Consider the following 23,056-nt stretch of genomic DNA (forward strand, 5'->3'; position numbering starts at 1 on the left):
ACCTCCCTCCGTCCAGAAGTCTCCGCCAAGAGAACAGATGGCCCAGGACATCAAACCCACCCGGAAGAACCTCATGGAGATCGAGGACCGCATCGAACTCTCCGAGCGGGGCCACGACACGCTCGAACAGAAGCGCGACGGCCTCATCATGGAGTTTATGGACATCCTCGACCAGGCGCAGGACGTCCGCGAGGACCTCGAAGCCAACTACGAGACCGCCCAGAAGAAGATCAACATGGCGCGCGCGATGGAGGGCGACATGTCGGTCCGCGGCGCGGCGGCCGCCCTCGAAGAACACCCCGAGATTACGGTCGAATCCCGGAACATCATGGGCGTCGTCGTCCCGCAGATCGAGTCCTCGAAGGTCCGCAAGAGCCTCGACGAGCGCGGCTACGGCATCCTCGGCACGAGCGCGCGCATCGACGAGGCCGCGGAAGCCTACGAGGAGCTCCTCGAATCTATCGTGCTCGCGGCGGAGGTCGAGACCGCGATGAAGAAGATGCTCACCGAAATCGAGACCACCAAGCGCCGCGTGAACGCCCTGGAGTTCAAGCTCCTCCCCGAACTGTACGAGGGCCAGGAGTACATCGAGCAGAAGCTCGAGGAGCAGGAGCGCGAGGAAATCTTCCGCATGAAGAAGGTCAAGGCGAAGAAAGAGGAAGACGAGGAAGAAGAAGAGGAAGCCGCGCAGGCCGCCGAGGAAGCGCTGGCTGACTGACCGGCCTCGTCCACGCCGGCTAAGTGGTGGCCGCGCCTCGTCCGGGTATGAGCTGTTCGAACTGCGGCGGCGACGAACTCTCCTTCCGCGTGCCCGACGCCGTCAGTGACTACCTCCCCGACGACAGGCCGGCGGCCGCGCTGTGCACGAACTGCTTGCGGGTGTCGCCCGCCGACGACGCCCCCGCGGAGTACCCCGAGTTCGCGCGCGTCAGCGACGCGTTCCCGACCGGCGAGAGCGGCGCCGTCGTCGCGTGCCTGCTCGCGCTGCTCGACCGGCTGGTCGTCCACCGCGGCGACGCCGAACGGGTCGCAACCGAGGCCGAGCGCCGCGGCGTCGACGTGTTGCTCGTGCTCGACCGCCTCGCCGCCGACGACGGCCTCGACCCGCATCTCGACCTCGCGAAGCGCCGCCGCCAGCTCGAACAACTCATCTAGGGACGGCGACGGCGTGCCGCAAGGGTTTAGCCGACCGGCCGGTAACGGCCTGTATGGCAGACTGTCCACTCGCCGACGAATGCCCCAGTTTCCAGGAGCAAATCGAAGGGATGGGGTGTCAACACTACGGCGACCGCGGCGGGATGGAGTGGTGCAACCACTACAGCCAGCCCATCGAGGACCTGAAGACCGCGCCCGTGGTGCCCGGCGAGGAGGTCGTCCTCGAAGTCGACGACATGCACGAGAGCGGTGCCGGCGTCGGCCGGCAGGAGGAGAGCGGGTTCATCGTGATGGTCGACGGCGTGCTGCCGCCCGCCCGCGTGAAAGCCGAGATTACGAAAGTGAAGCCGAACTACGCGCGCGCCGACCTCATCGAGAAGCTCCCCGACGAACCCGACGACGAGGCGGAGAGCGAGGAAGCCGAGGACGACGAGGAAGCGGACGAAGAAGCCGAAGGCGAGGAGGAAGAGGACGCCGAGAGCGAGCGCCTCGGCAGCCGCGAGAACTTCTGGGGCAACTAGCGGAACTGTTCGACCGAGAGGTCGTCGGTGAAGTGGACTTCTCCGTCGACGAGCAACAGGATGTTGGACTCGTCGAAGAGCGCGCCGCGTGCCGCCTCCGGCAGCGTCGTCTCCCGAACCGACGCGGAGTAGACGTCCGCGGGCGTGTCCGTGTGCGAGTACGACACGATGCTCCCGATTCCCTCCAGCCCGTAGGGGTAGTGACGAATCGTAATCGGCCACGCGCCGGTGGCTCCGGCGATTTCCGCGGTGTCGAGGGAGTGTAGGAGGACCGCACCAGTCTGACTCTGTCGCGCCGCGAACGTCCCGTCGCCGAGAATCGTGTACCGGTCCATCCGCGTGCCGGTCCGCCCGAGCACGTCCAGAATCGCGTACAGCGGGAAACCGGCGCCGAGGAGCGTCGCGAACGTCTCGCCGGCCGTCTCGGCGGCCTCGTCCATCACGTCGTCGACGGTGACGACGCCGCCGATGCTCCCCGCCGTCAGCAGCGCCCGCCCCTGCTCGTAGGAGCGACACCCATTCAGGAAAAACGCCTTCACACCTGTTTTCGCCAACGTCCGCGTGTCTAAGGTCCCGTCCGGACACACCATCCCGTCGTCGGTGACGTGCCCCACGAAGTGCAGGAAGTCCACCTCCTCGTACAACGCCTCCCGTAGTTCGGTCACCGAGAGCCCGTGGGACACGCGAATGTTCGTCTCGCGGAACGGGTGGGAGTCGTACAGCGAGGGGTCGCCCTGCCGGAGGCGCGCGTCGTTGTAGACGACGTGGACGTCCAGTTCGCCGTCGCCGTCCGGCCACGCGAACCCGCGCCGGAACGACCCCACCGTCGGGTTCGCCGCGCCGACGGCGTGCCCGTCAGCGAGCCACGACTGCCCCGGCGTCCCCGCCTCCGCCGGAACGACGAACGTGTTGGGTTCGGTGGACGTGCTGGCGGCGGACCGGGCGAGCGCGCCGTCGCCGGTGTCCGCGTCCCGCAGCGCGTTCGGTGAGGGCGTGAGGTCCACGTGCCCGGACTGCTGGGCCGGACTCCGCACCAACGCCAACTCGTCCACCAGGTACGGCAGCGCCGCCGCGTACGCCGGGTCCGCCGCCACGTCCGCCGTGTAGTGCCAGTCCAGCAAGCCGTCGGTCGCCGACCGCGGTACGTCCATGTACGCCGCCGTTCGCTCCGCCAACGACAACTCGAACAGCTGCTCGTAGTCGAGGTCGACGCGCTCCTCGATGCGGTCGGCAGTTGCCGTGCGGAACGGGTAGACGCCGGCCATCCGTACCACGCAATCCAATGTGAACACGTGCTCCAGCACCGACCGCACGCTCCCCGCCAAGTCGTCCGCGTCCAAGTCGAAGCTCTGCCCGTCCGCAATCACTCGCGGCCGCGTCCCCGGTTCGACGCTCGCCGCGAGATAGTACGCCAGCGGCGAAACCGTGTAGATGGCACCGTGCTCCGGCGGCACCTCGATTCGGACGCCGGTCTCCGGTGGCGCCACTTCCTCGGGAACGTCGAGTTCGTCACCGCGTCGAATCGCCGGCGGATGCCCGCGCAGCGTCGGCCACGACCGGTCCGGCGAGTGCGTCTTCAGCGCCGACCCGAACGTCGACACCGCAGCCATCAAATCCCGCGGGTCCTCCGTCGTCGTCACCGTCCCGGCCGGCGTCTCGTGGTGCGACCGCACGCCGACGACCATCCGAGTCGGCGACTCGGTGTGGATAGCGGCGCGGTTGTCGCCGAATCCCGGGGTCACGGTCGCGTCCTCGACGTACACGTAGACCTTCGCACCGGGCGGCGAGAAGTCCACCTCGTACGTCCCGCGCGGCAGGGGGTCTGCGGTCTCCGCGGAGTCCGCGCGGTGGACCACTTCGCCGTCCTGCCAGAAGATGACGTTCGTGAACACCGGCAGGCGGAGTTCGCGCGCTTCGACCGCGACCGCGGCGTCGACGGGCATCGTGAACGGGTCCGTCGACGCCGGCGTCGGGTCGAGCGCGCGGTCGGCGTACAGCGGGAACTGTTCGCCTTCGGCGGTGTCCCGCACTCGCAGTCCGTCCGCGTCGTCCAGCGCGTCGACGTGAACCGTCACGCGTCGCGGCCCCGGCCGTCGGCCGCTCTCCAGTTCATAGCGGAGGGAAGGGGTGTTTCGAGTAAAAGCATTCGGCTCTCCGAACGCGGTCACTCGAAGTCGGCCATCGTCAGGTTCGGCGTGTACCGGAGCTCGCCGTCGAGCAGTATGGGTGACGGCGAGCTGTCGAGCCAGCGCCGCAACTGCGCTCGGGACACGGTCTCACGGTGGACACCACCGTGAGCAACTGTCGTGTCCGCGTCGGTGTACGACGAACTGTACAGCGACCCGATGCCGTTCTCGTTGCACGGGTAGTACCGCCCGGTCACGGGGAACGCGTCCGAACCGGCGGTGGCCGCCCCGGAGTCGAGTTCGTACAGCACCGGTGTCCCGCTCGCGCTCTGCCGAAACGCGAGCGTCCCGCTCCCGAGAATCGAGTAGCGGTCGGCGGCGACGCCCACGCGGTCGAGGACGTCCAGAATCGCGTACAACGGAAACCCGTTGTCGAGCAGCATCGAGACGTCGCGCCCGACGCGTCCTGCCACGTCGTCGGCCACGTCGTCGACGGTGACGATACCGCCGACGCTCCCGGCTGTCAACAACGCTCGTCCCTGCTCGTAGGAGCGACACCCGTTCAAGAAAAACGCCTTCACTCCCGTCCGCGCCAGCGTCCGCGTGTCCAAGGTCCCATCCGGGCACACCATCCCCGACTCCGTTACGTGCCCCACGAAGTGCAGGAAGTCCACGTCCTCGTACAACGCCTCCCGCAACTCCGCCGTCGACAGTCCGTAGGACGCTCGGACGTTCGTCTTCGCGGTCTGGTGAGTGTCGTAGGCCGTCTCGTCGCTCGCGTCCAGCCGCGCGTCGTTGTAGACGACGTGGACGTCGAGTACGTCATCGCCCTGCGGCCAGTCGAAGCCCCGCCGGAACGACCCCACTGTCGGGTTCGCCGCGGTCGACGAGAAGCCCTCTGCAACCCACGCGTGCCCGGACGTGTCCGTGGCTTCGGGAGCGACCGCGGAGAGCTTCTGCGGCGGCGTTGACGCGGCCGAGCGAGCGAGCACGGCGTCGTCGCCCGACTGCAACGCGTTCGGCGAGGGCGTGAGGTTCACGTGCCCGGTCTGCTGGGGTGGACTCCGCACCAACGCCAACTCGTCCACGAGGTACGGTAGCGCCGCCGCGTACGCCGGGTCCGCTGCCACGTCCGCCGTGTAGTGCCAGTCCAACAACCCCGCCGTCGCCGACCGGGCGATTTCGAAGTAGGCCGCCGTCCGTTCGGCCAGCGGTAACTCGAACAACCGCTCGTAGTCCAGTTCTACTCGCGCTTCCAGTTCGTCCGCGGTCGTCGTGTGGAAGGGATAGACGCCCGCCATCCGCACCACGCAGTCCAGCGTGAACACGTGCTCCAGCACCGACCGCACGCTCCCCGCCAAGTCGTCTATGTCCAACTCGTAGCTCTGTCCGTCCGCAATCACTCGTGGCCGCGTCCCCGGTTCGACAGTGGCGCCCAAGTAGTATGCCAGCGGCGCCACCGTGTAGATAGCGCCATACTCCGGCGGCACCTCGATTCGGACGCCGGTCTCTGGCGGCGCCACTTCCTCGGGAACGTCGAGATCGTCGCCGCATCGAATCGCCGGCGGATGCCCGCGTAGCGTCGGCCACGACCGGTCCGGCGAGTGCGTCTTCAGCGCCGACCCGAACGTCGACACCGCAGCCATCAGGTCTCGCGGGTCTTCGGTCGTCGTCACCGTCGCTACCGGCTGCTCGTGGTGAGAACGGACCCCGACGACGACGCGGCTCGGGTCGCCGAGGTCGAGCGTGACTCGTCCGTCAGCGAACACCGCCGTCGGCTCGGCGTCCTCGACGTACACGTAGACCTTCGCGGCCGGCGGCGAGAAGTCCACCTCGTACGTCCCGCGGGAGAACCGCGGGGCGTCGTCGGGCGTCGCGCGGTGGACCACTTCGCCGTCCTGCCAGAAGATGGGCGCGACGAACACCGGCAGGTGGATTTCGGTCGCGTCGATTTCGACCGCCGTGTCGACGGGCATCGTGAACCCGTCCGTACTCGCGGGCGCCGGATTCGGGTCGCAGTCGGTACGCAGCGCTACCGCTTCGCCCTCGGCGGTGTCGCGAACGCGAATCCCGTGTTCGTCGTCGAGCGCGTCGACGTGGACCGTCACGCCCGACGACCCCGGCCTGCGGCCGGCCCGCGGTTCATGGTAGCACTCGGGCGCGACCGAGTAAAAGGATTCTGGGGCGCCGTCCACGGGGTTTTTGCGTTCCGACGGCGTCGGTTCACGCATGGACGAGGGGGTTCCGGACGCCGACGAGGTGTTGGCCAGCGCCGGCTTCGACGCCACGGAGAGCGTGCTGACGCGCCGGCAGGCGGAGGTACTGGCGTTGCGCGAGCGCGGCGCCTCGCAGGCCGCCATCGCCGAGCAGCTCGGGACCTCGCGCGCGAACATCTCGAAGGTGGAGGCGAGCGCGCGCGACAACGTCGCGAAGTCCCGGGAGACGGTGGCGTTCGCGGAGGCGCTGCAGGCGCCGGTGCGCGTGGAAATCGACGCCGACACCGACCTCTACGACGTCCCGGACATGGTGTACGCGGCCTGCGACGAGGCGAACGTGAAGGTGTCGCTGTCCGCGCCCGAGGTGATGAAGCGCGTCAGCGACGCCGCCGGGTCGGCCGTCCGCGGCCGCGCCGTGCACGCGCCGCTTTTGGTGTCGGTGACCAGCGACGGCGACATCCAAGTACGGGAAGGCGACGAGTAGCTCAGAACCGGTCGTCCTCGCGGAGTTCGGCGACGACTTCGCGGACGCGCTGGGCGTCGTCGGTCGGTACGACGAGCACGCGGTCGTCGAACGCCGCCACGACGAGGTCGTCGGCGCCCACGACGGAGACGTGTTTGTCATCGCTGGCGAGGACGTTCCCCGAGGCGTCGATGGCGAGTGTGTCACCAAGCGTCGCGTTCCTCTCGTCGGCGAGGCGCAACAGTGCGTCCCACGCGCCGACGTCATCCCACGCGAAGTCCGCAGGGACGATCCGGACGTCCTCGGCGCGCTCCAAGACCGCGTAGTCCACGCTCACCGGCTCGATTGCGTCGAACGCGTCCTCGACGCCGCTCCCGGCTTCGAGCGCGTCCACGACCGCGTCGAGCGGGCCGTCGCGGGCGGCGTCGAGGAAGGCGTCGGGCGTCCACGCGAACATCCCCGCGTTCCAGTAGCAGCCAGCGTCAAGGAGTTCCTGAGCCGTTTGCTCGTCGGGTTTCTCGCGGAACTGCTCGACGGCGTAGTGGTCGCCGTGGTCGGCGCCCGGCTGAATGTAGCCGTAGCCGGTGGCGGGGCGGTCGGGTTCGACGCCGAGCGTGACGAGTGCGTCGGTGCGCGCCGCCACGTCCACGGCTGTTTCGGCCGTGGACCGGAAGCCGTCGCCGACGACGTGGTCGCTGGGCAGGCAGAGCATGACGGCGTCGGAGTGGCGCTGGCGGACTTCGCTGGCGGCGTACGCGAGCGCCGGGCCGGTGTCCCGGCCCGCAGGTTCGACGAGGACAGTCGCTTCGGGAACGAGGTCGCGGACGCGGTCGGCGTACGACTCCCGGGTGACGACGAACAGCTCGTCGGCGAAGCCGGCGCGGTCGGCGGTCCGGCGGAGGAGACTGCGGTCGTCGTCGCCGAGCGCGAGGAACTGCTTGGGGCGGTGGCTGCGGCTCGCGGGGTAGAGCCGCGTCCCGGTGCCGCCGGCGAGCAGGACGGCGGCCGTGGTCACCACGCGGGACCACCGCGGTTCGCGGGCGGCGTCTCGTCGCAGACCTCGGGCGAGCAGTGCATCGAATCGAGGTTGTCGCCCTCGCGTTATAGGCCTGTCCGCGGCGCCGCGCACCACTTTCACCCCGGTTACGACAATTTAAATACGGTAGCGCACCAACCCCGATACGTCTCCCACCGAAAACACGCGGAGACGAATACGACCATGAGCGACCTTTCAGACACCGCTGCGGAGATACACGACGAGTTCTCCGAGCACGTCGACGCCACCGTCGACGACGTAGAAGAACGGCTACAGAAACTGGTTTCCGAGTACAAAGTCCCGCTCGACGAGGCGCGGCGCTCCGTCGAGAACCACTACCTCGACGAGGCTGGCCTCGACCGCGACGACCTCGCGGGCGGCGGCGGCAACGAGACCGTCCAAGTGGAGGACGTGGACGAACCCGAGCAGTGGGTCGACCTCACTGCGAAGGTCGTCGAACTCTGGGAGCCCCGTTCGGACTCCGTCGGGCAGGTCGGCCTGCTCGGCGACCCGACGGGCACCATCAAGTTCACGAAGTGGGCGAAATCCGACCTCCAGGACCTCCAGGAGGGCCAGACCTACCGCCTCGGCAACGTCGTCACCGACGAGTACCAGGGCCGGTACTCCGTGAAGCTCAACCGCACGACCTCCATCCAGGAGGTCGACGAGGAGTTCGACGTCGGCGACAACGAGGACGAGGTCGAGGGCGCGCTCGTGGACATCCAGTCCGGGAGCGGGCTCATCAAGCGCTGTCCCGAGGAGGACTGCACGCGCGTCCTCCAGAACGGCCGCTGCAACGAGCACGGCGAAGTGGAGGGCGAGTTCGACCTCCGCATCAAGGGCGTGCTCGACGACGGCCGCGACGTCCACGAGGTCATCTTCGACGAGGAAGCGACCGAGGCGCTGACCGGTATCGGCCTCGAAGAAGCCAAGCAGATGGCCAAGGACGCCCTCGACACCACCGTCGTCGCCGACGAGATGCGCGAGACGGTGCTGGGGCGCTACTACCGCGTGACCGGCCCGACGTTCGGCCGGTACGTGCTCGCCAACGACACCGAACAGCTGGGCGGGCCGACGGACCCGGAAGCCGTCCTCATCGAAGCGAGGTCGATATAACATGAGCAACGCACCCACTCGCGAGGTCGCACGCCGCGCCTTCGCCGCCGAGTTCAACGACGCCGAGTTCACGTTCAAGGAGTCCGACGACGAGCGCGCGCCGCTGTACGCGCTGTTGCCGACCGGGGAGCGCGCGAACCGCGTGTTCGTCGTCGGCACGCTCACCGAGACCGAGGACATCGGCGAGGACTCCGAATACTGGCGGGGCCGCGTCGTGGACCCGACCGGGACGTTCTTCGTGTACGCGGGCCAGTACCAGCCGGAAGCGGCGTCCGCGCTCCGCGACGCCGACACGCCGCAGTACGTCGCCGTGGTCGGGAAGCCGCGGACCTTCGAGACCGACGACGGGTCCGTGAACGTCTCCCTGCGACCGGAATCCATCACGCCGGTCGACGAGGCGACCCGGGACCGCTGGGTCGTCGAGACCGCCGAGCGCACGCTCGAACGCCTCGACGCGTTCGACGACGAGGGCAACGAGTACGCCGAGCGCGCCCGCGCCGAGTACGGCGAGGACGTCTCCCCGTACCGCCGCGCGCTCCTCGAAGCGCTCGAAGACTTCGACACGGAAGCCGACGTGCCGGCCGACGCGTGACCGTCTGACAAACGCTTATAGGGCTCGTTTCCTTATCCTCCCCCGAATGGGGAACAAGAACAAGACCATCTCGTTCCGCGTGAACGAGGACACGTTCGACGCGCTCCGGGACATCGCCGAGGAGCGCGACCTCTCGCTGTCCGCGGTGTTCCGGGACTACGTCGACTCGCTGGTCGCCCACGACGGGCAGGTCCGGGTCGTCCCCGAGAACCAGCCCGAGTCCGTGGACGGCGAGGAGTTCCCGCCGAAAGTCGAGGTTCCGAAGAGCTTCGTGCGCGAGCACGAGCGCCTCGAACTCGAAGCCGAACACCTCCGCGACCAGCTCGAGGAGCACAAGAAGTACATCGACCACCTCCGCGAGCAGGTCGAATCGGAGGGCGACGTTGAGGAGGTCATCCACCTCGAAGAGCTGGACGGCGACGACGACGAAGAACCCTACCAGCTCGGGTAGCTACCGCGACAGCTCGCGTTTCTCCCTGGTCGCGCGCTCGGCCTGCTCCTGGCGGCCGTCCACCTCGGCGAGGTCCTCGACGGCTTCCAGCGTGCGGACCGCGTCGTCGAGGAACGAGTAGAGGTCGCCCGGATACGCGTACACCATGTAGTCCTGGGTCATCACGTCGACCATCGATTCGGGGTCCAGGCCCTGCGCGCGCAGATCCAGCAGGTACTTGACGAACTTCCGCTCGGGGTGCCCGCAGTACGGATTGGAGTCGCAGCCGCAGTCCAGGAAGTCCTCCGAGAAGTCCAGGACTTTGTCGCGGGTGGCTTCGTCCAGGTCGGAGAGGTCGCCCGTGAAGAGGATGTCCAGTGTGGCGCCGCTGAACGCGCTCTTCGGGAAGCGCGTGTCTATCTGGGACGCTATCTGCCGGTGGTTCTTCACGTAGATTTTGTCCGTGACGGCCACAGTCACCCCACGATAGGCGGCAGCCGTGGAAAAGCGTATCGTCGTCAGTCGCCGCCGAGTTCGTCGAAGAGGGCGGCGACTCGCTCCCGAATCTCGTCCCGAATCCGTGTGACCGCCTCGGGCGAGCGGCCGTCGGGGTCGTCTAAGTCCCAGTCGCGGTTCTCGCCCGCCCAGCTCGCCGGACAGACGTCCTCGGCGGAGCAGCCCATCGTAATCACGTAGTCCGCGTCCCGGACTTCCTCGAACGTGACTTCCCGGGGCGTGCGGTCCGAGAGGTCGAAGCCGGCGTCGGCCATCGCGGCAACGACCTCTTCGTGCACGTGGTCGGCGGGGTCGGTGCCGCCAGTCACGAGGTCGATTTCGGCTTCGAGGCCACGGGCGACGCGTTCGCGCTCGGCGAACGCGTACGCCATCTGGGAGCGGCCAGCGTTCTGCACGCAGACAAAGGCGAGGGTGGTCGTCACGCGACCACCTCTCGCCGAGCGTGCAGAGCACGTCGCACCGCAGGTGAGACGGCGTTCTGCACGCAGACGAACGCGAGTGTAGTTGTTTCAGTCATCGGTGAGTGGGGCGTCGAGGCTGCCGGTAGTGTGGTCGGTCCAGTCGTAGCGGCGCTGGAAGTACAGCGCGACGTTCACGAGCGCCAGCAGGACCGGCACCTCGATGAGCGGGCCGACGACGGTGGCGAACGCGACGCCGGAGCCGACGCCGAAGACGGCGACGGAGACGGCGATAGCGAGTTCGAAGTTGTTCGAGGCGGCGGTGAAGCCGATGGCGGTGGTCGTGGAGTAGTCCGCGCCGATGCCCTTCCCCATCCCGAAGCTCACGAGGAACATCACGACGAAGTAGACAGTGAGCGGAACGGCGACGAGCAGGACGTCGCCGGGCGCGGCGACGATGTTGTTCCCCTGCGTGGCGAACATCACGACGACGGTGAACAGGAGCGCGACGAGCGTCAGCGGGTCGATTTTCGGGACGAACTCGTTCTCGTACCAGTCCTCGCTGCGGAGCCGCGTGCCCGCGAAGCGGGTGAGAAAGCCCGCGGCGAACGGCACGCCGAGGAAGACGACGATTGCCTCGAAGACTTGTCCGGGAGTGACGTCGAAGCTCGTGACGCCGGCGGCGAGGGCATCCAGCCCGAACGCCGACGGGAGCACGAGCGCGAACAGCCAGACGTAGACGCCGTACGTGAGAATCTGGAAGAGGCTGTTGAACGCCACGAGCCCGGTGACGTACTCCGTGGAGCCCTCCGCGAGTTCGTTCCAGACGAGCACCATCGCGATGCAGCGCGCCATCCCGATGAACACGAGCCCGAGGAAGTACTCGGGGCGCGCGGGCAGCCCGGGGACGACACCGCCGAAGAAGACGACCGCGAGCGCGAACATCAGCGTCGGGCCGATGAGCCAGTTCTGGACGAGGCTCAGTCCGAGGATGCGCCAGTTGCTGAACACGGCGCGCAGCTGCGAGTAGTCGGCTTTCGCCAGCGGCGGGTACATCATCAGAACGAGGCCGATTTCCACGAGGTGGAGGTCCTGGATGGGCGCGGTCACCGACGGCGCGGCGTAGCCGAGGCCGACGCCGGCGGCCATCGCGGCGAAGATCCAGACGGTGAGGTACTTGTCGAGGACGTCCATCGAGCGCGGGTCGCCGCAGGCCTCGCAGCCGCAGTTCGGGCCGTGCTCGTGGGCGTTACTCATTGCTCACCCCGCGGTCGGCGGCGGCGAAGAGGTCGTCGGCGAGCGCGGTGGCGTCGTAGTACCGCCAGTTGCCGTCCTTCCGGCGGGTGGCGAGTCCGGCGTCGACGAGGTCCGAGAGCGCGTGGCTGACCGCGCTGTCGGAGACGTCGACGAGCGGTTCGAGCTCGCAGACGCAGCGCTCGCCGTCGCTTTCGGCGAGCACGCGCGCGAGCCGGTAGCGGGTGTCGTTGCCGAGCACCGCGAACACGGACTGGGTGTCGTCGTCGAACGCGTCGTCGGCGAGCCCGTGGAGTTCGTCGAGACGCCGCTCGACGTCGCCGTCACAGCACTCCCCGAGTTCGTCGGCGAGCAACCGACGCAGCCGGTCGGAGCTCTGAGCCATACAGCCTATCTGATTTCCCCTTCAGATAGTCGTTCCGATGTGAACTGGTATTCAGATAGTGTGAGTGGCCGGCGCGTGTCGTAACGTATTTGAATTCCAGTCGGCTAGAGACGGATGCAGTGTCCGGGGTAGGGTAGTGGACTATCCTTCAGCCTTGTGGAGGCTGAGACGCGGGTTCAATTCTCGCCCCTGGACCTCCATTTTCGAGTGACGATGCGACGAACGACCGCGTAGCGTGTCGTTCGTCCACGTCGCGAGCTACTGAGCGTCCAAGAGAATCGAACCCTGCGAGACGCAGCGCGAACGCAGTGAGCGACCGTCTCGCTCCGGTTCAATTCTCGCCCCTGGACCTTTTCGTACACTCGAACCGCACAGCGACAGCTTTCCGACCAGCCGAACGAGTGCCACACCACGGCAACGACTTTACCCGTTCGCCACGCGTCACCGGTATGCGACGCAGAGCCCTCCTCGCCGGCGTCGCGGCCGGCGCGACGACCGCACTGGCCGGCTGCACGGACGCCGGGAGCCTGTTCGGCGACCCCGTCCAAGAGACCCGCGAGCAGTACTTCGACGTGCCCGACGGCACCCGGATTCGCGTCGAGAACGAGAGCGGCGACGTGTCCGTGAGCGGCCGCGACAGGCCGGACGCGAGCGTGGACGCGACGGTGATGGCACCGGGAGAGAGCCGTCTCGACGACGTGACCGTGTCGGTGAACGAGGACGAGAACGGCGACCTCGCCGTGGACGTGGACGTCTCCGGTGACGCGAGCCGTGTGAGCGTAGACCTCGACCTGCGCGTCCCAGAGGACGCCGCGATGGCGCCGGTACAGACGGAGAACGGCGACGTCGAGGTCCGGGGCGTCGCCGGCGTGCCCGCGGCGCGCTCGGTGAACGGGGACGTGACGGTGCGGGACGCCGGGCCGGTCGGCTCGGTGTCGAGCGCGAACGGCGACGTCGCCGCAGACGTGCCGGCGCCGCTCCCCGGCGACGTACTGGTGCGCACCGAGAACGGGGATGCCGAAGTAGCGCTGTCCACGGACGCCGACGCGACGCTGGACGCGCAGACGGAGAACGGCGACGTGGACGTCGAGGAACTAGGACTCCAGAACCGAAGCGGGAACGACGGGCGCGTCACCGGCACGCTCGGGGAGGGAACCCACGACGTGACGATAGCGACGCTGAACGGGAGCGTCGAGGTCCGGGCGCTCCAGTAGTCAGGGCGTGGACTGGCCGCTCGCGGTGGAAAGCTTCGGTTCTTCGCCGACGCCCGTCGATTGGATGATGTCGAAGGCGGTCATGAGGTCGGTACGGGAGACGAGGCCGACCATCTCGCCGTCCTCGTCGACGACCACGAGGCGGCCGACGCCCTGCTCCTGCATGGCGTCGAGGGCGTCCATCGCGTTACTGGCCCGCGGAATCGTGTAGACGTCCTCGGACATCACGTCCTCGACGCGGATGGCGTCGCGCTCGACGGCGTTGACGTCGCGGGCGTCGTCGAGCGTGACCATGCCGGCGACGCTCCCCTGACGCATCACGGGGTAGCCGGTGTGGCGCTGTTCGAGCATGCGCTCCATGAGTTCGGCGACGGAGTCGTCGGCTTCGACGGTGTGGACGTCGTGGGTCATGATGTCCGCGACGCTGACGTCCTGGAAGGCGGCGTTCATGACGGTGCGCTGGGCTTCGCCGGACGCGCCGACGTAGATGAAGAACGCGATGGCGATGAGGATGAGGTTGAACCCGAGCAGGCCGACGATGCCGAGCACGAGCGCGAACAGCTTCCCGACCTCGGCGGCAATCTGGGTGGCGCGGGCGAACGAGCGCTTGCGCGCGAGCAGCGCGCGGAGGACGCGCCCGCCGTCCATCGGGAAGCCGGGCAGGAGGTTGAACGCGGCGAGCGCGAAGTTCATCAGCGCGAGGTAGCCGAAGACGAACCGGACGGTGTCCAGCGACGCCGGCAGGAAGTGGAGCGCGCCCAACGACAGGACGCCGAGCGCGATGCTGACGACGGGGCCGGCGACGGCAATCCAGAACTCCTGGCTCCACTCCTCGGGCTGGTCGGAGAGGCTGGCGATGCCGCCGAGAATCCACAGCGTGATGGAGTCGATGGGGAACCCGAAGCGCATCGCGACGACGCTGTGCCCGAGCTCGTGGAGGACGACGCCCGCGAACAGACCGACTGCGCCGGCGACGCCGAGGTACCACCGCATGTTGCCGTCGGTGAGCGCGGCGGGGTTGAGGTTCGCGTTGAACGGCACGCCGTTGAGCGTCTCCACCCAGATGTCGACCTGCATCCCGATGAGGTACGCGAACACCGGGAGAATCAGCAGGAACGTGACGTCGAGCTTTATCGGGATGCCGAACGCGCTCCCGATTTTGAAGCTTCGCATACCCACCGATACCGGGGCGTCCCGCTTAAAAGCGGGGGCGGCGGCCGCGCACGAGCGCCGGGAGGCGAGTCAGTACGCCGCGCGGAGGACCGCTTCCACGTCGTCGGTCGTGAGGTCGAGGCCGCGGGGCGCGTTCGCCACGAACGAGTCCGCGACGACGGTCTCGGCGACCGCCGGGAACTCGCTCGGTTCGGGACCGGCGACGTCGGCCAGCGCGTCCGGGAGCCCGAGCGCGTCCCGAACGTCGGCGACCGTACGCACGACCGCTTCGGCGGGGTCGTCCGCGTCCGCGACGCCGAGCGCGTCCGCGAGCAGGTCGCGGCGGCCGTCCACTTCCGCGAAGAGGTGCCGGAGGACGTGGGGCGCGACGACGGCGTGCGCGACGCCCTGCTGGACGGCGTAGCCGTCCGTGAGGCCGTGACCGAACGCGTGAATGACTGAGAGCGTCGTCTCGCCCGGGCGCGAGATGCCGTACTGGACGAGTAACAGCCCCTCCAAGACGGGTTCGAGGGTGTCGGCGTCCACGCCGCCCTTCCCTAACTCCCGGAGGCCGTCGACGAGCAAGCCGAGGCCGCGGGCGGCCGTCGCGTCCGTGACGGGCGTGGCGTTGGCGGCGTACAGCGTCTCGATGCCCTTGTCGAAGCCGTTCATCGCGGAGCCGGCGAGCACGTCCCGGGGCGTGGTGGCGACCAGTTCGGGGTCGTAGCAGACGGCGCGCGGCATCAGCCGGCGGTCCGAGAGCCCGCCGCTGACGACCTCCTCGACCGGTCCGCCGTCCGGGTGGGCGTTCAGGCCGGCGACCACGGAGAGCTCCGCGCCGGCGAGCGTCGTCGGCACGGCGACGATGGGTTCGAGGTCGCCCTCGGCAGCGAGCGTCCCGGTCTCGGCGAACTCGCGGTCGGCCGCCTCGTGGTCGTGGCCGCCCGCCGCGAGCACGCTGACGGCCTTCGCCACGTCGAGACTGCTCCCGCCGCCGAGCGCGACGAGGACGTCGGCGTCGTGCTCGCGGTACGCGTCCCGCGCGTCGAGGGCGGTCGAGAGGCGCTTCTCCGGGGTCGTCTCGGCGAAGACGCCCGCGAGCTTGTCGCCCAGTCCGTCGCGAATCGGGTCCATCACGGCGGGCGTGCTGCCGACGGTGGACCCGCAGACGACGAGCGCGCGCTCGAAGCCCTGTTCGTCGAGTTCGTCGGCGAGGTCCGCGACCGAGCCCGCGCCGTACCGGAGCACCGGCGAGTCGTAGTCGAAGCGGAACGGCTCGCCCACGCGGTCGCTCGCGAGCGGGTCAGTCATCAGTCTCGGACCGGGGCGGCTCGAAGTCGGGGAGCGCGGCCTCGATTTCGGCGCGCTCGTCCTCCAGCCACTCCGGGAGGACGAGGCTGGAGCCGAGGTCTTCGACGGCCTCGTCGGCGTCGAAGCCGGGGCCGTCGGTCGCGATTTCGAACAGCACGCCGCCGGGCTCCCGGCAGTACAGCGACTGGAAGTACTTCCGGTCGATGGGGCCGCTGGCGCGGAGGCCGCGGTCGGCGTAGGCTTCCTTGTACGCCTCTAGCTCGTCGACGTCAGCGGCGGTGAACGCGACGTGGTGGACAGTACCGACGCCCATCATTCCGCGGCCGGCGTCCGTCTGCACGAGGTCCAGAATCGAGTGCGCGCCGCCGTCGGGCGTCTGGTAGCGCCGGCGGTCGCCGTCGTCGGCGACGTGCTCGTAACCCAGCACCTCGGTGAGAATCTCCTCGGTGGGGCCGAACTCGCGGACCGCGAGCGTGACGCTGTGGAACCCGCGCAGCTGGTGTTCCGCCGGCACGGGGCCGTCGGGCCACGGCACCGCGTTCGAGTCGCGGGCGTGGTCGCTGGCTATCAGTTCGAGGCCGATGCCGTCCGGGTCCGAGAACCGGACGACGGTGTCGCCGAAGCGCTCGTCGGTCTCGACGGCGACGCCCGCGTCGTCGAGGCGCTCGACCCAGTAGTCCGCGGAGTCGGGCGGAATCAGGTACGCCGTGTCGCGGGTCTGCCCGGCACCGAACTCGCCGTCGCGGCCGCGGTCGCCCCACGGGAAGAACGTGATATTCGTCCCCGGCGTCCCCTCGTGGTCGCCGAAGTAGAAGTGGTACGTGTCCGTGTCGTCGTGGTTGACGGTGCGCTTGACGAACCGCAGGCCGAGCGTCTCGACGTAGAAGTCGGCGTTGTCCTGCGGGTCGCCCGCGATGGCCGTGACGTGGTGGAGTCCCGGCGTGGTCGGTGGCATACCCGACCGTAGGGCGTCCACACACGTATAGCCACGTTAGACGGCACTGCCACCGGGTGACGCGGCTGTCACCACCGGACGACGGGGGCAGCGAACGGTTAACACGCCGGCGGGCGAACGCGACGTATGACCTGCCCGCACTTGGAGTACCGCGAGAACGGCGACGGCCGCGAGTTCGACACCGCGCGGGCGTACTGCACGGTTACCGAGGAGTTCGTCCAGCCGATGCGCGCGGACGTCTGCAACGACCGCTACGACCTCGACCACGCCGCGCACTGCGAAATATTCCGCGAGCACGAGGGCGAGTCGTGAGCTACGAACAGTTCCTCGCAGACGAGCCAGTCATCGTGACGGCGGCGCTCACCGGCGGCGTCCACGGGAAGGAAGCGAACCCGAACGTCCCCGAGACGCCCGAGGAAATCGGAGAGGCGGCCGCGGCGGCTGAGGAGGCCGGCGCGTCGGTCGTCCACGTCCACGCGCGGAAGCCCAACGGCAAGCGCTCGTTCGCCACCGAGGACTTCCAGGCCATCGACGACGAAATCCGGGCGCGAGCGGACGACGTCATCATCCAGCACTCGACGGGCGGCACGGGCGCGCCCGACGACCTGCGCCACGAGCCGCTGCGGACCGACCCCGCGCCGGAGATGGCGAGCCTCGACATGGGGCCGCTGAACCGCTACGACCACCTCACCAGCGAGAACACCCGCGGGCTCGTGGACTCGCTGTACGACGAGATGGAATCCCGGGGCATCAAGCCCGAACTGGAGGTGTTCAACGACGGCCACCTCAACGAGGTCCACGGCCTGCTGGAGCGCCGCGACCTCGCCGACCCCGTCTACGCAACCCTGATTTTCGGGCCGGGCACACTCACCCGGCCGCGCCCCCGGAACTTCCTGAATTTAATCTCAAATCTCCCCGAGGGCGCGACGTTCAACACGCTCGGGTTCGGCCCGCACCAGCTCCCGTTCGCCACGATGGGAATCATGTTCGGCGGGCACGTCCGCGTCGGCCTCGAAGACAACGTCTACTACGAGCGGGGCGAGCTCGCAGAGAGCAACGCCCAGCTCGTCGAGCGCGTGGTCGGCGTCGCGGAGACGCTCGGCCGCCCGGTCGCGTCGCCGGCCGAAGCCCGCGACATACTGGGACTCTCAGACGGCTACGCCTAAGGCCCGGGACCGCCACGGTCCAGGTATGACGACTTCCGAGACCGCGCGCCACGTCGTCCGCCGCGCGGGCGACGTCGAGTACGAGACCGTGGACGCCGCCGAGGGTATGCGGAAGGGCGTGCTGCTGGACGACTCAGACGGCGCGCCGCACTTCGCGATGCGGCGGTTCGTCCTCGAACCCGGCGCGAGCGTCCCCGAGCACACCAACGAGGTCGAGCACGAGCAGTACGTGCTCGAAGGCGAGTACACGGTCGGCATCGACGGCGAGACCTACGAGGTGAGCGCCGGCGACAGTCTCCTCATCCCCGCGGGCGCCATCCACTGGTACGACAACCCCGGTGACAAGGAAGGCGCATTCGTCTGTGTCGTCCCGAACGGCGACGACACCATCGACCTCGTGGAGTAGCGCTCAGAGCGGGAAGTCGCCCGCTACGAGGCGGTCGACGAGTTCGGCAGTGTAATCGAGCAGTGGCTCCTGGGTGGTGTCGGCGCCGGCTTCGACCTGCCTGCGGTGGATGTCCTCCCAGACCGTCGCGAGCAGCACGGCGGCGTGCGTCCGGTAGAAGCGGTCGTGGTCGAAGGCGAGCCCCGTTTTGGCCTCGTACCGCTCGACAATGTCGCGGCGCGTCGGGCTCCCGGGGCGGTTTGAGTACCGGTAGAAGCCGTGTTCGGTTGTGGCTTCGAGGTCGCGGACGACCTCGGTGTCGCCGTACTTCTCGCGGAGCGCGTCGACGGCCGGGGTCGGGTCGCCGTCGTCGCGCCAGTAGAACAGGAAGTAGCCGAGTTCAGTGAGCGGGTCGCCGAGCGTCGCCGTCTCCCAGTCGAAGACGCCGGTCACCTCAGGCAGGTCGCCTGCGAAGAAGACGTTCCCGGACTTGTAGTCGCCGTGCAGGAGCGCCCGAGGTCGGGGTTCGGGGGCGTGTTCGCGCAGCCAGTCGATAGCGTCCCAGAGTTCGGGGACGTCCCGGCCGGTGACGCTCGTCGCATAGTCGAGGCGGTTCGCGGCGTCCTCGACCTGCTCCAGCGGCGTCGCGGACTCGCAGGCGTCCTCGAAGCGCGCGGCGTCAACGCTGTGAAGCTCGGCGAGCGCGTCAACCATCGACTCTCCGACGCGCTCGCGGGCGGTTTCGGTCCGGTAGCGCTCGGGGAGGCGTTCGCCGACCGGCACTGTCTCCCCGTCGAGATACGTGGTGACGACGAACGGGCCGCCGAGCGGCCCGTCGTCCCCGCAGTACAACACCGGTTCGGGCGCGGGGACGGGGGTATCCGCGAGTTCCGCCAGCACGCGGTACTCGGTTTCGAGGTCGGTGAACAGCGCGGACTTGCGCATCTCGGTGGGCTTCCGTACGACGTACTTGTCCTCGGTAGACGCGGTGGAGACGGCGACCATCGTGTTGAGCGCACCGTCCAGTGGCTCGGTCCCCGTGACGCGCTCGCCAAGTTCCGCGGCGAGGAAGGCTTCGAGGTCGTCCAGCGGCAGGTCGGGGGCGCTCATGGTCGTGGGAGCCTCCGGGCTGGCAAAAGCCTCCCGGGGGTATGCGACAGCACCCCACTGGCGGCCGGCGAGTTCGAGAGTCGCGCAAGCGAACCGCTGAAATACCGTCCTCCCCTATCCGGATTTGTGTCTGAGCAGGTCCAGCGCGTGGATACGTTGTTCCTCCACGAGACCGGAGACGACTACTTGGCGGTCGCCCAGCGGGACGGCGACCGGTTGTTCCGCGCGAAACTGGAGTTGACCCAGCGGGACGCGGGGCCGCGTCCCGGACGATTCCGCGTGAAGACGGGGAGCGGCGAGGAGCCGCGCAGCCCCGACCAGTTCGTGGACATCGCGCGGCGCGCGGACCGCATCCGCATCAGCGAGCAGACCTCCCGGCGCGGCCGCGAGGAGTTACAGGAGATGCTGGGCGCCTACCAGCAGGACGCGAAGGTCGTGCGGACGTGCCGGTACTGCGCGGGGAAGGGCCGGTACTCCCCGATTACGTCGGAGACAGCCATCGAGGCGGACGGCGAGTTCATCTGTCAGGACTGCGCGATTCGCGAGCTGGAGCGCGAGCTCTCCTTCAACGGCGGCATGACGGGGGCGGCCCAAGACCGACTCGAAGAACTCCTGCTGGAGGAGCAGGACCTCGACCGCATCACCGGCCTATTGGGCGGGAACCTCGACCCGGACCTGACGAAGTTCGACGAGGTGAGCGCGACGACCGACGAAGTGGACCCGGTACCGGTGGACAGCCTCGACCTCCACCCGGGCGTGAAGGAGCTGTTGACGTCTCGGTTCGACGAGCTGCTGCCGGTGCAGAGCCTCTCCGTTGAGAACGGCCTGCTCGACGGCGAGGACCAGCTCGTGGTGTCGGCGACCGCGACCGGGAAGACGCTCGTCGGCGAGATGGCGGGCCTGCACCGCCACCTCTCGGGGAAGGGGAAGATGCTGTTCCTCGTGCCGCTCGTGGCACTCGCGAACCAGAAACACGAGGACTTCCAGGACGAGTACGGGGAGTTGGCGAACGTCACGATTCGCGTGGGGTCCTCGCGGATTCGGGACGACGGCCACGCGTTCGACCCCTCCGCGGACATCATCGTCGGGACGTACGAGGGTATCGACCACGCGCTCCGCACGGGGAAGGACCTCGGCGACATCGGGACCGTGGTCATCGACGAGGTGCACACGCTCAAGGAGGACGAGCGCGGCCACCGGCTGGACGGCCTCATCTCGCGGCTGAAGTACTACTGCGAGCAGCGCGAACAGCAGTACGACGACTACGGGGGCGCGCAGTGGATCTACCTCTCCGCGACCGTCGGCAACCCCGGCGAGCTCGCGCGGGGGATGCGCGCGAACCTCGTGGAGTTCGAGGAGCGCCCGATTCCCATCGAGCGCCACGTCACGTTCGCCGAAGGGTCGGAGAAGCCCGACATCGAGAACAAGCTGGTGCGCCGGGAGTTCGACAAGGAATCCTCGAAGGGGTACAAGGGCCAAACTATCATCTTCACGAACTCCCGTCGGCGCTGTCACGAGATTTCGCGGAAACTGGACTACCCCTCGGCGGCGTACCACGCGGGGCTGGACTACGGCGAGCGGAAATCCGTCGAGCGCCGGTTCGGGAACCAGGACCTCTCGGCCGTCGTGACGACGGCGGCGCTGGCGGCGGGCGTGGACTTCCCGGCGTCGCAGGTCATCTTCGACACGCTCGCGATGGGCATCGAGTGGCTCTCCGTCCAGGAGTTCGAGCAGATGCTCGGGCGCGCGGGCCGGCCGGACTACCACGACCGCGGGAAGGTGTATATGCTCGTCGAACCCGACGCCTCCTACCACTCCTCGATGGAGGGCACCGAGGAGGAAATCGCGTTCAAGCTCCTCAAGGGCGAGATGGAGGACGTCGTCACGCACTACGACGAGACCGCCGCCGTCGAGGAGACGCTCGCGAACGTCACGGTCGGCGGGAAGGCCGCCAAGCGGCTGAACGACCGGATGCTCGGCGAGGTGCCGACCAAGCACGCGCTCGGGAAGCTCCTCGAATACGAGTTCATCGACGGCTTCGAACCCACCGACCTCGGGCGCGCCGTCACCACGCACTTCCTCGAACCCGGCGCGGCGTTTACGATTCTGGACGGCGTGCGCAAGGAGAAACACCCCTACGAGATCGTCGCGGACATCGAACTGCGCGGCGAACAGCATTGACATCCTCCCCGCCCTGAAGGGCGAGGATTCCCGACCGCGTTGGGATATTATGGTTTACGACGTAGCCTGTTCTTGAGGTACGAACGCACCAGTTTCCTTGTCAAACAGGAACGTCGATGGCTGTGCCAACCAGCCGTTACTCCTATTCACCGACAGATTCGGTGAACTCGGAGATACTTTCTGTCGAATGTTCTCAGCACCGTTCACGTCCGCGTTCGCCACCGTATCACACGAATCGCAGACGTACAGCCCACGCTCAACACGGTTTGCGTCACGCTTCCGACCACACCACGAACACGACTTCGACGTATCTCGCTCAGACACTTCTTCAACCGAGATGCCTTCCATCTCGGCCTTGTATTCAAGCATCGAGGTGAAGCGGTCGAACGCCCACGAGTGCAAGTCAAGGTTGCCGTGCTTGCCCCAGTTCTTCGATTCGCTGTTCTCCTCATCCTCACGGATACCAGAGAGATCGCCCACCACAATCATTCCAACTCCTTCGTCAACACACCGTTGGACGATGTGTTTCGAGAGCGTGTGGAAGTAGTGAGTACGCCGTCGAGACTTCTTCTCGTTCAGTCGCGTAGCCTGCTCGGAGTCCGAATCGTCACACTGGGCGAGTCGCTTACTGAAGTAGTAGTCATCCTGCTTCAAGCAGTTCAACGGATACAGTTCGCTGTGACCGTCTTCGTAGGCGAGTGCTGCGAAGTTGTTGATGCCGAGGTCAACACCCACTGTCTTCTCGCCGGGCGATTCGCTCACTTCGACTTCGACCTTGCAGACGAAGTGCAGTTCCCACTCGTCACCAGTCCAGACCGCCCGCACTTGTTGGACGTTCTCCACGGTGGAGAGGTCAACATCGGGACGGGTCTGGTACTCGCAGAGTACGAAGTCCGACCAATACTCCTTTAGGTTCGACCCTTTACTGAGTCGGACGCGGTTGTACTGGGTGTCGAGCTTGAAGCCTTTCTGTTTGAACGTGACCGTACTTCGTGGGTGGTCGTCGCCGTGCTTGCGGTACTTCGGCGGATTCGCTCTCGTGTCTCCGTTGCGTCGTTTACCGTACCAGCCGGTGAACGCTTCAGCGAGTTCTTGGAGGACTCGCTGACTTGACTGCGAATGCAGGTCATCGTAGCGTTCGTGCGACTTGAGGTACGAGGTGAGTTCGGTGTGACTGGGAATGTGGCCTATCTCAGACCACACTCTGTCACAGACCCACCGTCCGACGTTCCAGAGTTTCGAGGCTGCGAACCCGAGCGAATCAAGGTCGTCGGACACCTGTTGCTGGTTCCGTATGGAAGCAGTGTAGGTGCGGGTGACGACCTGTTTCGCCATACGTAACCTATGTCGATAAGATTAGTTAATAGTGTGGAT

The 23,056-nt window shown here is 67.7% G+C and carries 24 protein-coding genes and 1 tRNA gene; 13 read left to right on the forward strand and 12 right to left on the reverse strand.

Features of this window, described 5'->3' with window-relative positions:
* The first annotated feature begins 37 nt into the window (after window positions 1-37).
* Genes ABSL23_RS03220 through ABSL23_RS03230 form a run of 3 tightly spaced genes read left to right on the forward strand, consistent with a single transcriptional unit; the run spans window position 38 to window position 1,676 of the window.
* A complete protein-coding gene (locus tag ABSL23_RS03220; protein ID WP_059057781.1) occupies window positions 38-718 on the forward strand; it encodes a V-type ATP synthase subunit D in 681 nt (226 codons plus the stop codon).
* Window positions 719-765: 47 nt separating this feature from the next.
* Entirely contained in the window at window positions 766-1,155 is a 390-nt protein-coding gene (locus ABSL23_RS03225; protein ID WP_353634683.1) for a DUF6276 family protein, read from the forward strand.
* 53 nt (window positions 1,156-1,208) lie between these two features.
* Window positions 1,209-1,676 carry a TRAM domain-containing protein gene (locus tag ABSL23_RS03230; protein ID WP_353634684.1) on the forward strand — a complete coding sequence of 156 codons (468 nt, stop codon included), beginning with the start codon at window positions 1,209-1,211 and terminating at the stop codon, window positions 1,674-1,676.
* On the opposite strand, the gene ABSL23_RS03235 is transcribed toward ABSL23_RS03230, so the two are convergent.
* Window positions 1,673-3,751, reverse strand: a complete 2,079-nt coding sequence (locus ABSL23_RS03235; RefSeq protein WP_353634685.1) for a hypothetical protein — start codon at window positions 3,749-3,751, stop codon at window positions 1,673-1,675. The two genes, ABSL23_RS03230 and ABSL23_RS03235, sit on opposite strands and share 4 nt — an antisense overlap.
* Before the next feature lie 89 nt (window positions 3,752-3,840).
* Window positions 3,841-5,910, reverse strand: a complete 2,070-nt coding sequence (locus ABSL23_RS03240) for a hypothetical protein (protein ID WP_353634686.1) — start codon at window positions 5,908-5,910, stop codon at window positions 3,841-3,843.
* A gap of 121 nt (window positions 5,911-6,031) precedes the next feature.
* On the opposite strand from ABSL23_RS03240, the gene ABSL23_RS03245 reads away from it, so the two are divergent.
* Window positions 6,032-6,502, forward strand: a complete 471-nt coding sequence (locus ABSL23_RS03245) for a Tfx family DNA-binding protein (protein WP_353634687.1) — start codon at window positions 6,032-6,034, stop codon at window positions 6,500-6,502.
* A 1-nt stretch (window position 6,503) separates the two neighbouring features.
* Here ABSL23_RS03245 and ABSL23_RS03250 read toward each other — a convergent pair whose 3' ends face one another.
* The gene (locus tag ABSL23_RS03250; protein ID WP_353634688.1) at window positions 6,504-7,499 is read right to left on the reverse strand and encodes a sugar phosphate nucleotidyltransferase; all 996 of its coding nucleotides are present in this window, start codon (window positions 7,497-7,499) and stop codon (window positions 6,504-6,506) included.
* A 201-nt stretch (window positions 7,500-7,700) separates the two neighbouring features.
* Between ABSL23_RS03250 and ABSL23_RS03255 the strand changes: the two genes are divergently transcribed.
* Genes ABSL23_RS03255 through ABSL23_RS03265 form a run of 3 tightly spaced genes read left to right on the forward strand, consistent with a single transcriptional unit; the run spans window position 7,701 to window position 9,676 of the window.
* The gene (locus ABSL23_RS03255) at window positions 7,701-8,633 is read left to right on the forward strand and encodes a replication factor A (RefSeq protein WP_353634689.1); all 933 of its coding nucleotides are present in this window, start codon (window positions 7,701-7,703) and stop codon (window positions 8,631-8,633) included.
* 1 nt (window position 8,634) lies between these two features.
* On the forward strand, window positions 8,635-9,225 hold the full coding sequence (locus tag ABSL23_RS03260; RefSeq protein WP_059057789.1) for an RPA family protein: 591 nt from the start codon (window positions 8,635-8,637) through the stop codon (window positions 9,223-9,225).
* A gap of 46 nt (window positions 9,226-9,271) precedes the next feature.
* Window positions 9,272-9,676 carry a CopG family transcriptional regulator gene (locus ABSL23_RS03265; protein WP_059057790.1) on the forward strand — a complete coding sequence of 135 codons (405 nt, stop codon included), beginning with the start codon at window positions 9,272-9,274 and terminating at the stop codon, window positions 9,674-9,676.
* Here the strand turns inward: ABSL23_RS03265 and ABSL23_RS03270 are convergent, their stop codons facing one another.
* The 4 genes from ABSL23_RS03270 to ABSL23_RS03285 all read right to left on the reverse strand — a co-directional run bounded on the left by ABSL23_RS03270 (window position 9,677) and on the right by ABSL23_RS03285 (window position 12,208).
* Window positions 9,677-10,129, reverse strand: a complete 453-nt coding sequence (locus ABSL23_RS03270; RefSeq protein WP_353634690.1) for a DUF5814 domain-containing protein — start codon at window positions 10,127-10,129, stop codon at window positions 9,677-9,679. It lies immediately after the preceding gene.
* A 44-nt stretch (window positions 10,130-10,173) separates the two neighbouring features.
* The gene (locus tag ABSL23_RS03275; protein WP_353635399.1) at window positions 10,174-10,542 is read right to left on the reverse strand and encodes a low molecular weight phosphatase family protein; all 369 of its coding nucleotides are present in this window, start codon (window positions 10,540-10,542) and stop codon (window positions 10,174-10,176) included.
* A gap of 138 nt (window positions 10,543-10,680) precedes the next feature.
* Window positions 10,681-11,826: an ACR3 family arsenite efflux transporter gene (gene arsB, locus ABSL23_RS03280; RefSeq protein WP_059057793.1), complete on the reverse strand. Its 1,146-nt coding sequence runs from the start codon at window positions 11,824-11,826 to the stop codon at window positions 10,681-10,683.
* Entirely contained in the window at window positions 11,819-12,208 is a 390-nt protein-coding gene (locus ABSL23_RS03285; RefSeq protein WP_059057794.1) for a metalloregulator ArsR/SmtB family transcription factor, read from the reverse strand. The genes arsB and ABSL23_RS03285 overlap by 8 nt, the downstream gene beginning before the upstream one ends.
* Window positions 12,209-12,330: 122 nt before the next feature.
* Between ABSL23_RS03285 and ABSL23_RS03290 the strand changes: the two genes are divergently transcribed.
* Together ABSL23_RS03290 and ABSL23_RS03295 are read left to right on the forward strand one after the other, a co-directional pair.
* A tRNA-His gene (locus tag ABSL23_RS03290) sits at window positions 12,331-12,403 on the forward strand.
* Window positions 12,404-12,657: 254 nt separating this feature from the next.
* Window positions 12,658-13,422, forward strand: a complete 765-nt coding sequence (locus tag ABSL23_RS03295; protein ID WP_059057795.1) for a DUF4097 family beta strand repeat-containing protein — start codon at window positions 12,658-12,660, stop codon at window positions 13,420-13,422.
* Here the strand turns inward: ABSL23_RS03295 and ABSL23_RS03300 are convergent, their stop codons facing one another.
* The 3 genes from ABSL23_RS03300 to ABSL23_RS03310 form a co-directional block, all read right to left on the reverse strand.
* Window positions 13,423-14,595 carry a CBS domain-containing protein gene (locus ABSL23_RS03300; RefSeq protein ID WP_059057796.1) on the reverse strand — a complete coding sequence of 391 codons (1,173 nt, stop codon included), beginning with the start codon at window positions 14,593-14,595 and terminating at the stop codon, window positions 13,423-13,425.
* 69 nt (window positions 14,596-14,664) lie between these two features.
* Complete coding sequence (locus tag ABSL23_RS03305; protein WP_059057797.1) at window positions 14,665-15,885, reverse strand: iron-containing alcohol dehydrogenase family protein; 1,221 nt, start codon at window positions 15,883-15,885, stop codon at window positions 14,665-14,667.
* Window positions 15,878-16,840, reverse strand: a complete 963-nt coding sequence (locus ABSL23_RS03310; protein WP_059057798.1) for a ring-cleaving dioxygenase — start codon at window positions 16,838-16,840, stop codon at window positions 15,878-15,880. The genes ABSL23_RS03305 and ABSL23_RS03310 overlap by 8 nt, the downstream gene beginning before the upstream one ends.
* Window positions 16,841-16,966: 126 nt before the next feature.
* Between ABSL23_RS03310 and ABSL23_RS03315 the strand changes: the two genes are divergently transcribed.
* Genes ABSL23_RS03315 through ABSL23_RS03325 form a run of 3 tightly spaced genes read left to right on the forward strand, consistent with a single transcriptional unit; the run spans window position 16,967 to window position 18,412 of the window.
* Entirely contained in the window at window positions 16,967-17,152 is a 186-nt protein-coding gene (locus ABSL23_RS03315; protein WP_059057799.1) for a hypothetical protein, read from the forward strand.
* Window positions 17,149-18,006: a 3-keto-5-aminohexanoate cleavage protein gene (locus ABSL23_RS03320; protein ID WP_353634691.1), complete on the forward strand. Its 858-nt coding sequence runs from the start codon at window positions 17,149-17,151 to the stop codon at window positions 18,004-18,006. The genes ABSL23_RS03315 and ABSL23_RS03320 overlap by 4 nt, the downstream gene beginning before the upstream one ends.
* A gap of 25 nt (window positions 18,007-18,031) precedes the next feature.
* A complete protein-coding gene (locus tag ABSL23_RS03325) occupies window positions 18,032-18,412 on the forward strand; it encodes a cupin domain-containing protein (RefSeq protein WP_059057801.1) in 381 nt (126 codons plus the stop codon).
* Between the two features lie 3 nt (window positions 18,413-18,415).
* Here ABSL23_RS03325 and ABSL23_RS03330 read toward each other — a convergent pair whose 3' ends face one another.
* Complete coding sequence (locus ABSL23_RS03330; RefSeq protein ID WP_353634692.1) at window positions 18,416-19,501, reverse strand: phosphotransferase family protein; 1,086 nt, start codon at window positions 19,499-19,501, stop codon at window positions 18,416-18,418.
* Between the two features lie 126 nt (window positions 19,502-19,627).
* Between ABSL23_RS03330 and ABSL23_RS03335 the strand changes: the two genes are divergently transcribed.
* Window positions 19,628-21,682: a DEAD/DEAH box helicase gene (locus tag ABSL23_RS03335; RefSeq protein WP_353634693.1), complete on the forward strand. Its 2,055-nt coding sequence runs from the start codon at window positions 19,628-19,630 to the stop codon at window positions 21,680-21,682.
* Window positions 21,683-21,736: 54 nt separating this feature from the next.
* Here the strand turns inward: ABSL23_RS03335 and ABSL23_RS03340 are convergent, their stop codons facing one another.
* Window positions 21,737-23,017 (reverse strand): transposase, encoded by a 1,281-nt coding sequence (locus ABSL23_RS03340; protein ID WP_353634694.1) that lies wholly within the window; start codon window positions 23,015-23,017, stop codon window positions 21,737-21,739.
* Between the last annotated feature and the right edge of the window lie 39 nt (window positions 23,018-23,056).

It is taken from the genome of Halobacterium sp. NMX12-1 (assembly GCF_040435975.1).
GTDB classification, from domain to species: Archaea; Halobacteriota; Halobacteria; order Halobacteriales; family Halobacteriaceae; genus Halobacterium; species Halobacterium hubeiense.

Coding starts and splice junctions, on each gene's coding strand:
- ABSL23_RS03260 (WP_059057789.1), top strand. CDS start 8,635: ATGAGCAACGCACCCACTCGCGAGGTCGCACGCCGCGCCTTCGCCGCC.
- ABSL23_RS03285 (WP_059057794.1), bottom strand. CDS start 12,208: ATGGCTCAGAGCTCCGACCGGCTGCGTCGGTTGCTCGCCGACGAACTC.
- ABSL23_RS03245 (WP_353634687.1), top strand. CDS start 6,032: ATGGACGAGGGGGTTCCGGACGCCGACGAGGTGTTGGCCAGCGCCGGC.
- ABSL23_RS03275 (WP_353635399.1), bottom strand. CDS start 10,542: ATGGCGTACGCGTTCGCCGAGCGCGAACGCGTCGCCCGTGGCCTCGAA.
- ABSL23_RS03295 (WP_059057795.1), top strand. CDS start 12,658: ATGCGACGCAGAGCCCTCCTCGCCGGCGTCGCGGCCGGCGCGACGACC.
- ABSL23_RS03265 (WP_059057790.1), top strand. CDS start 9,272: ATGGGGAACAAGAACAAGACCATCTCGTTCCGCGTGAACGAGGACACG.
- ABSL23_RS03220 (WP_059057781.1), top strand. CDS start 38: ATGGCCCAGGACATCAAACCCACCCGGAAGAACCTCATGGAGATCGAG.
- ABSL23_RS03300 (WP_059057796.1), bottom strand. CDS start 14,595: ATGCGAAGCTTCAAAATCGGGAGCGCGTTCGGCATCCCGATAAAGCTC.
- ABSL23_RS03305 (WP_059057797.1), bottom strand. CDS start 15,885: ATGACTGACCCGCTCGCGAGCGACCGCGTGGGCGAGCCGTTCCGCTTC.
- arsB (WP_059057793.1), bottom strand. CDS start 11,826: ATGAGTAACGCCCACGAGCACGGCCCGAACTGCGGCTGCGAGGCCTGC.
- ABSL23_RS03325 (WP_059057801.1), top strand. CDS start 18,032: ATGACGACTTCCGAGACCGCGCGCCACGTCGTCCGCCGCGCGGGCGAC.
- ABSL23_RS03230 (WP_353634684.1), top strand. CDS start 1,209: ATGGCAGACTGTCCACTCGCCGACGAATGCCCCAGTTTCCAGGAGCAA.
- ABSL23_RS03225 (WP_353634683.1), top strand. CDS start 766: ATGAGCTGTTCGAACTGCGGCGGCGACGAACTCTCCTTCCGCGTGCCC.
- ABSL23_RS03255 (WP_353634689.1), top strand. CDS start 7,701: ATGAGCGACCTTTCAGACACCGCTGCGGAGATACACGACGAGTTCTCC.
- ABSL23_RS03315 (WP_059057799.1), top strand. CDS start 16,967: ATGACCTGCCCGCACTTGGAGTACCGCGAGAACGGCGACGGCCGCGAG.
- ABSL23_RS03310 (WP_059057798.1), bottom strand. CDS start 16,840: ATGCCACCGACCACGCCGGGACTCCACCACGTCACGGCCATCGCGGGC.
- ABSL23_RS03330 (WP_353634692.1), bottom strand. CDS start 19,501: ATGAGCGCCCCCGACCTGCCGCTGGACGACCTCGAAGCCTTCCTCGCC.
- ABSL23_RS03340 (WP_353634694.1), bottom strand. CDS start 23,017: ATGGCGAAACAGGTCGTCACCCGCACCTACACTGCTTCCATACGGAAC.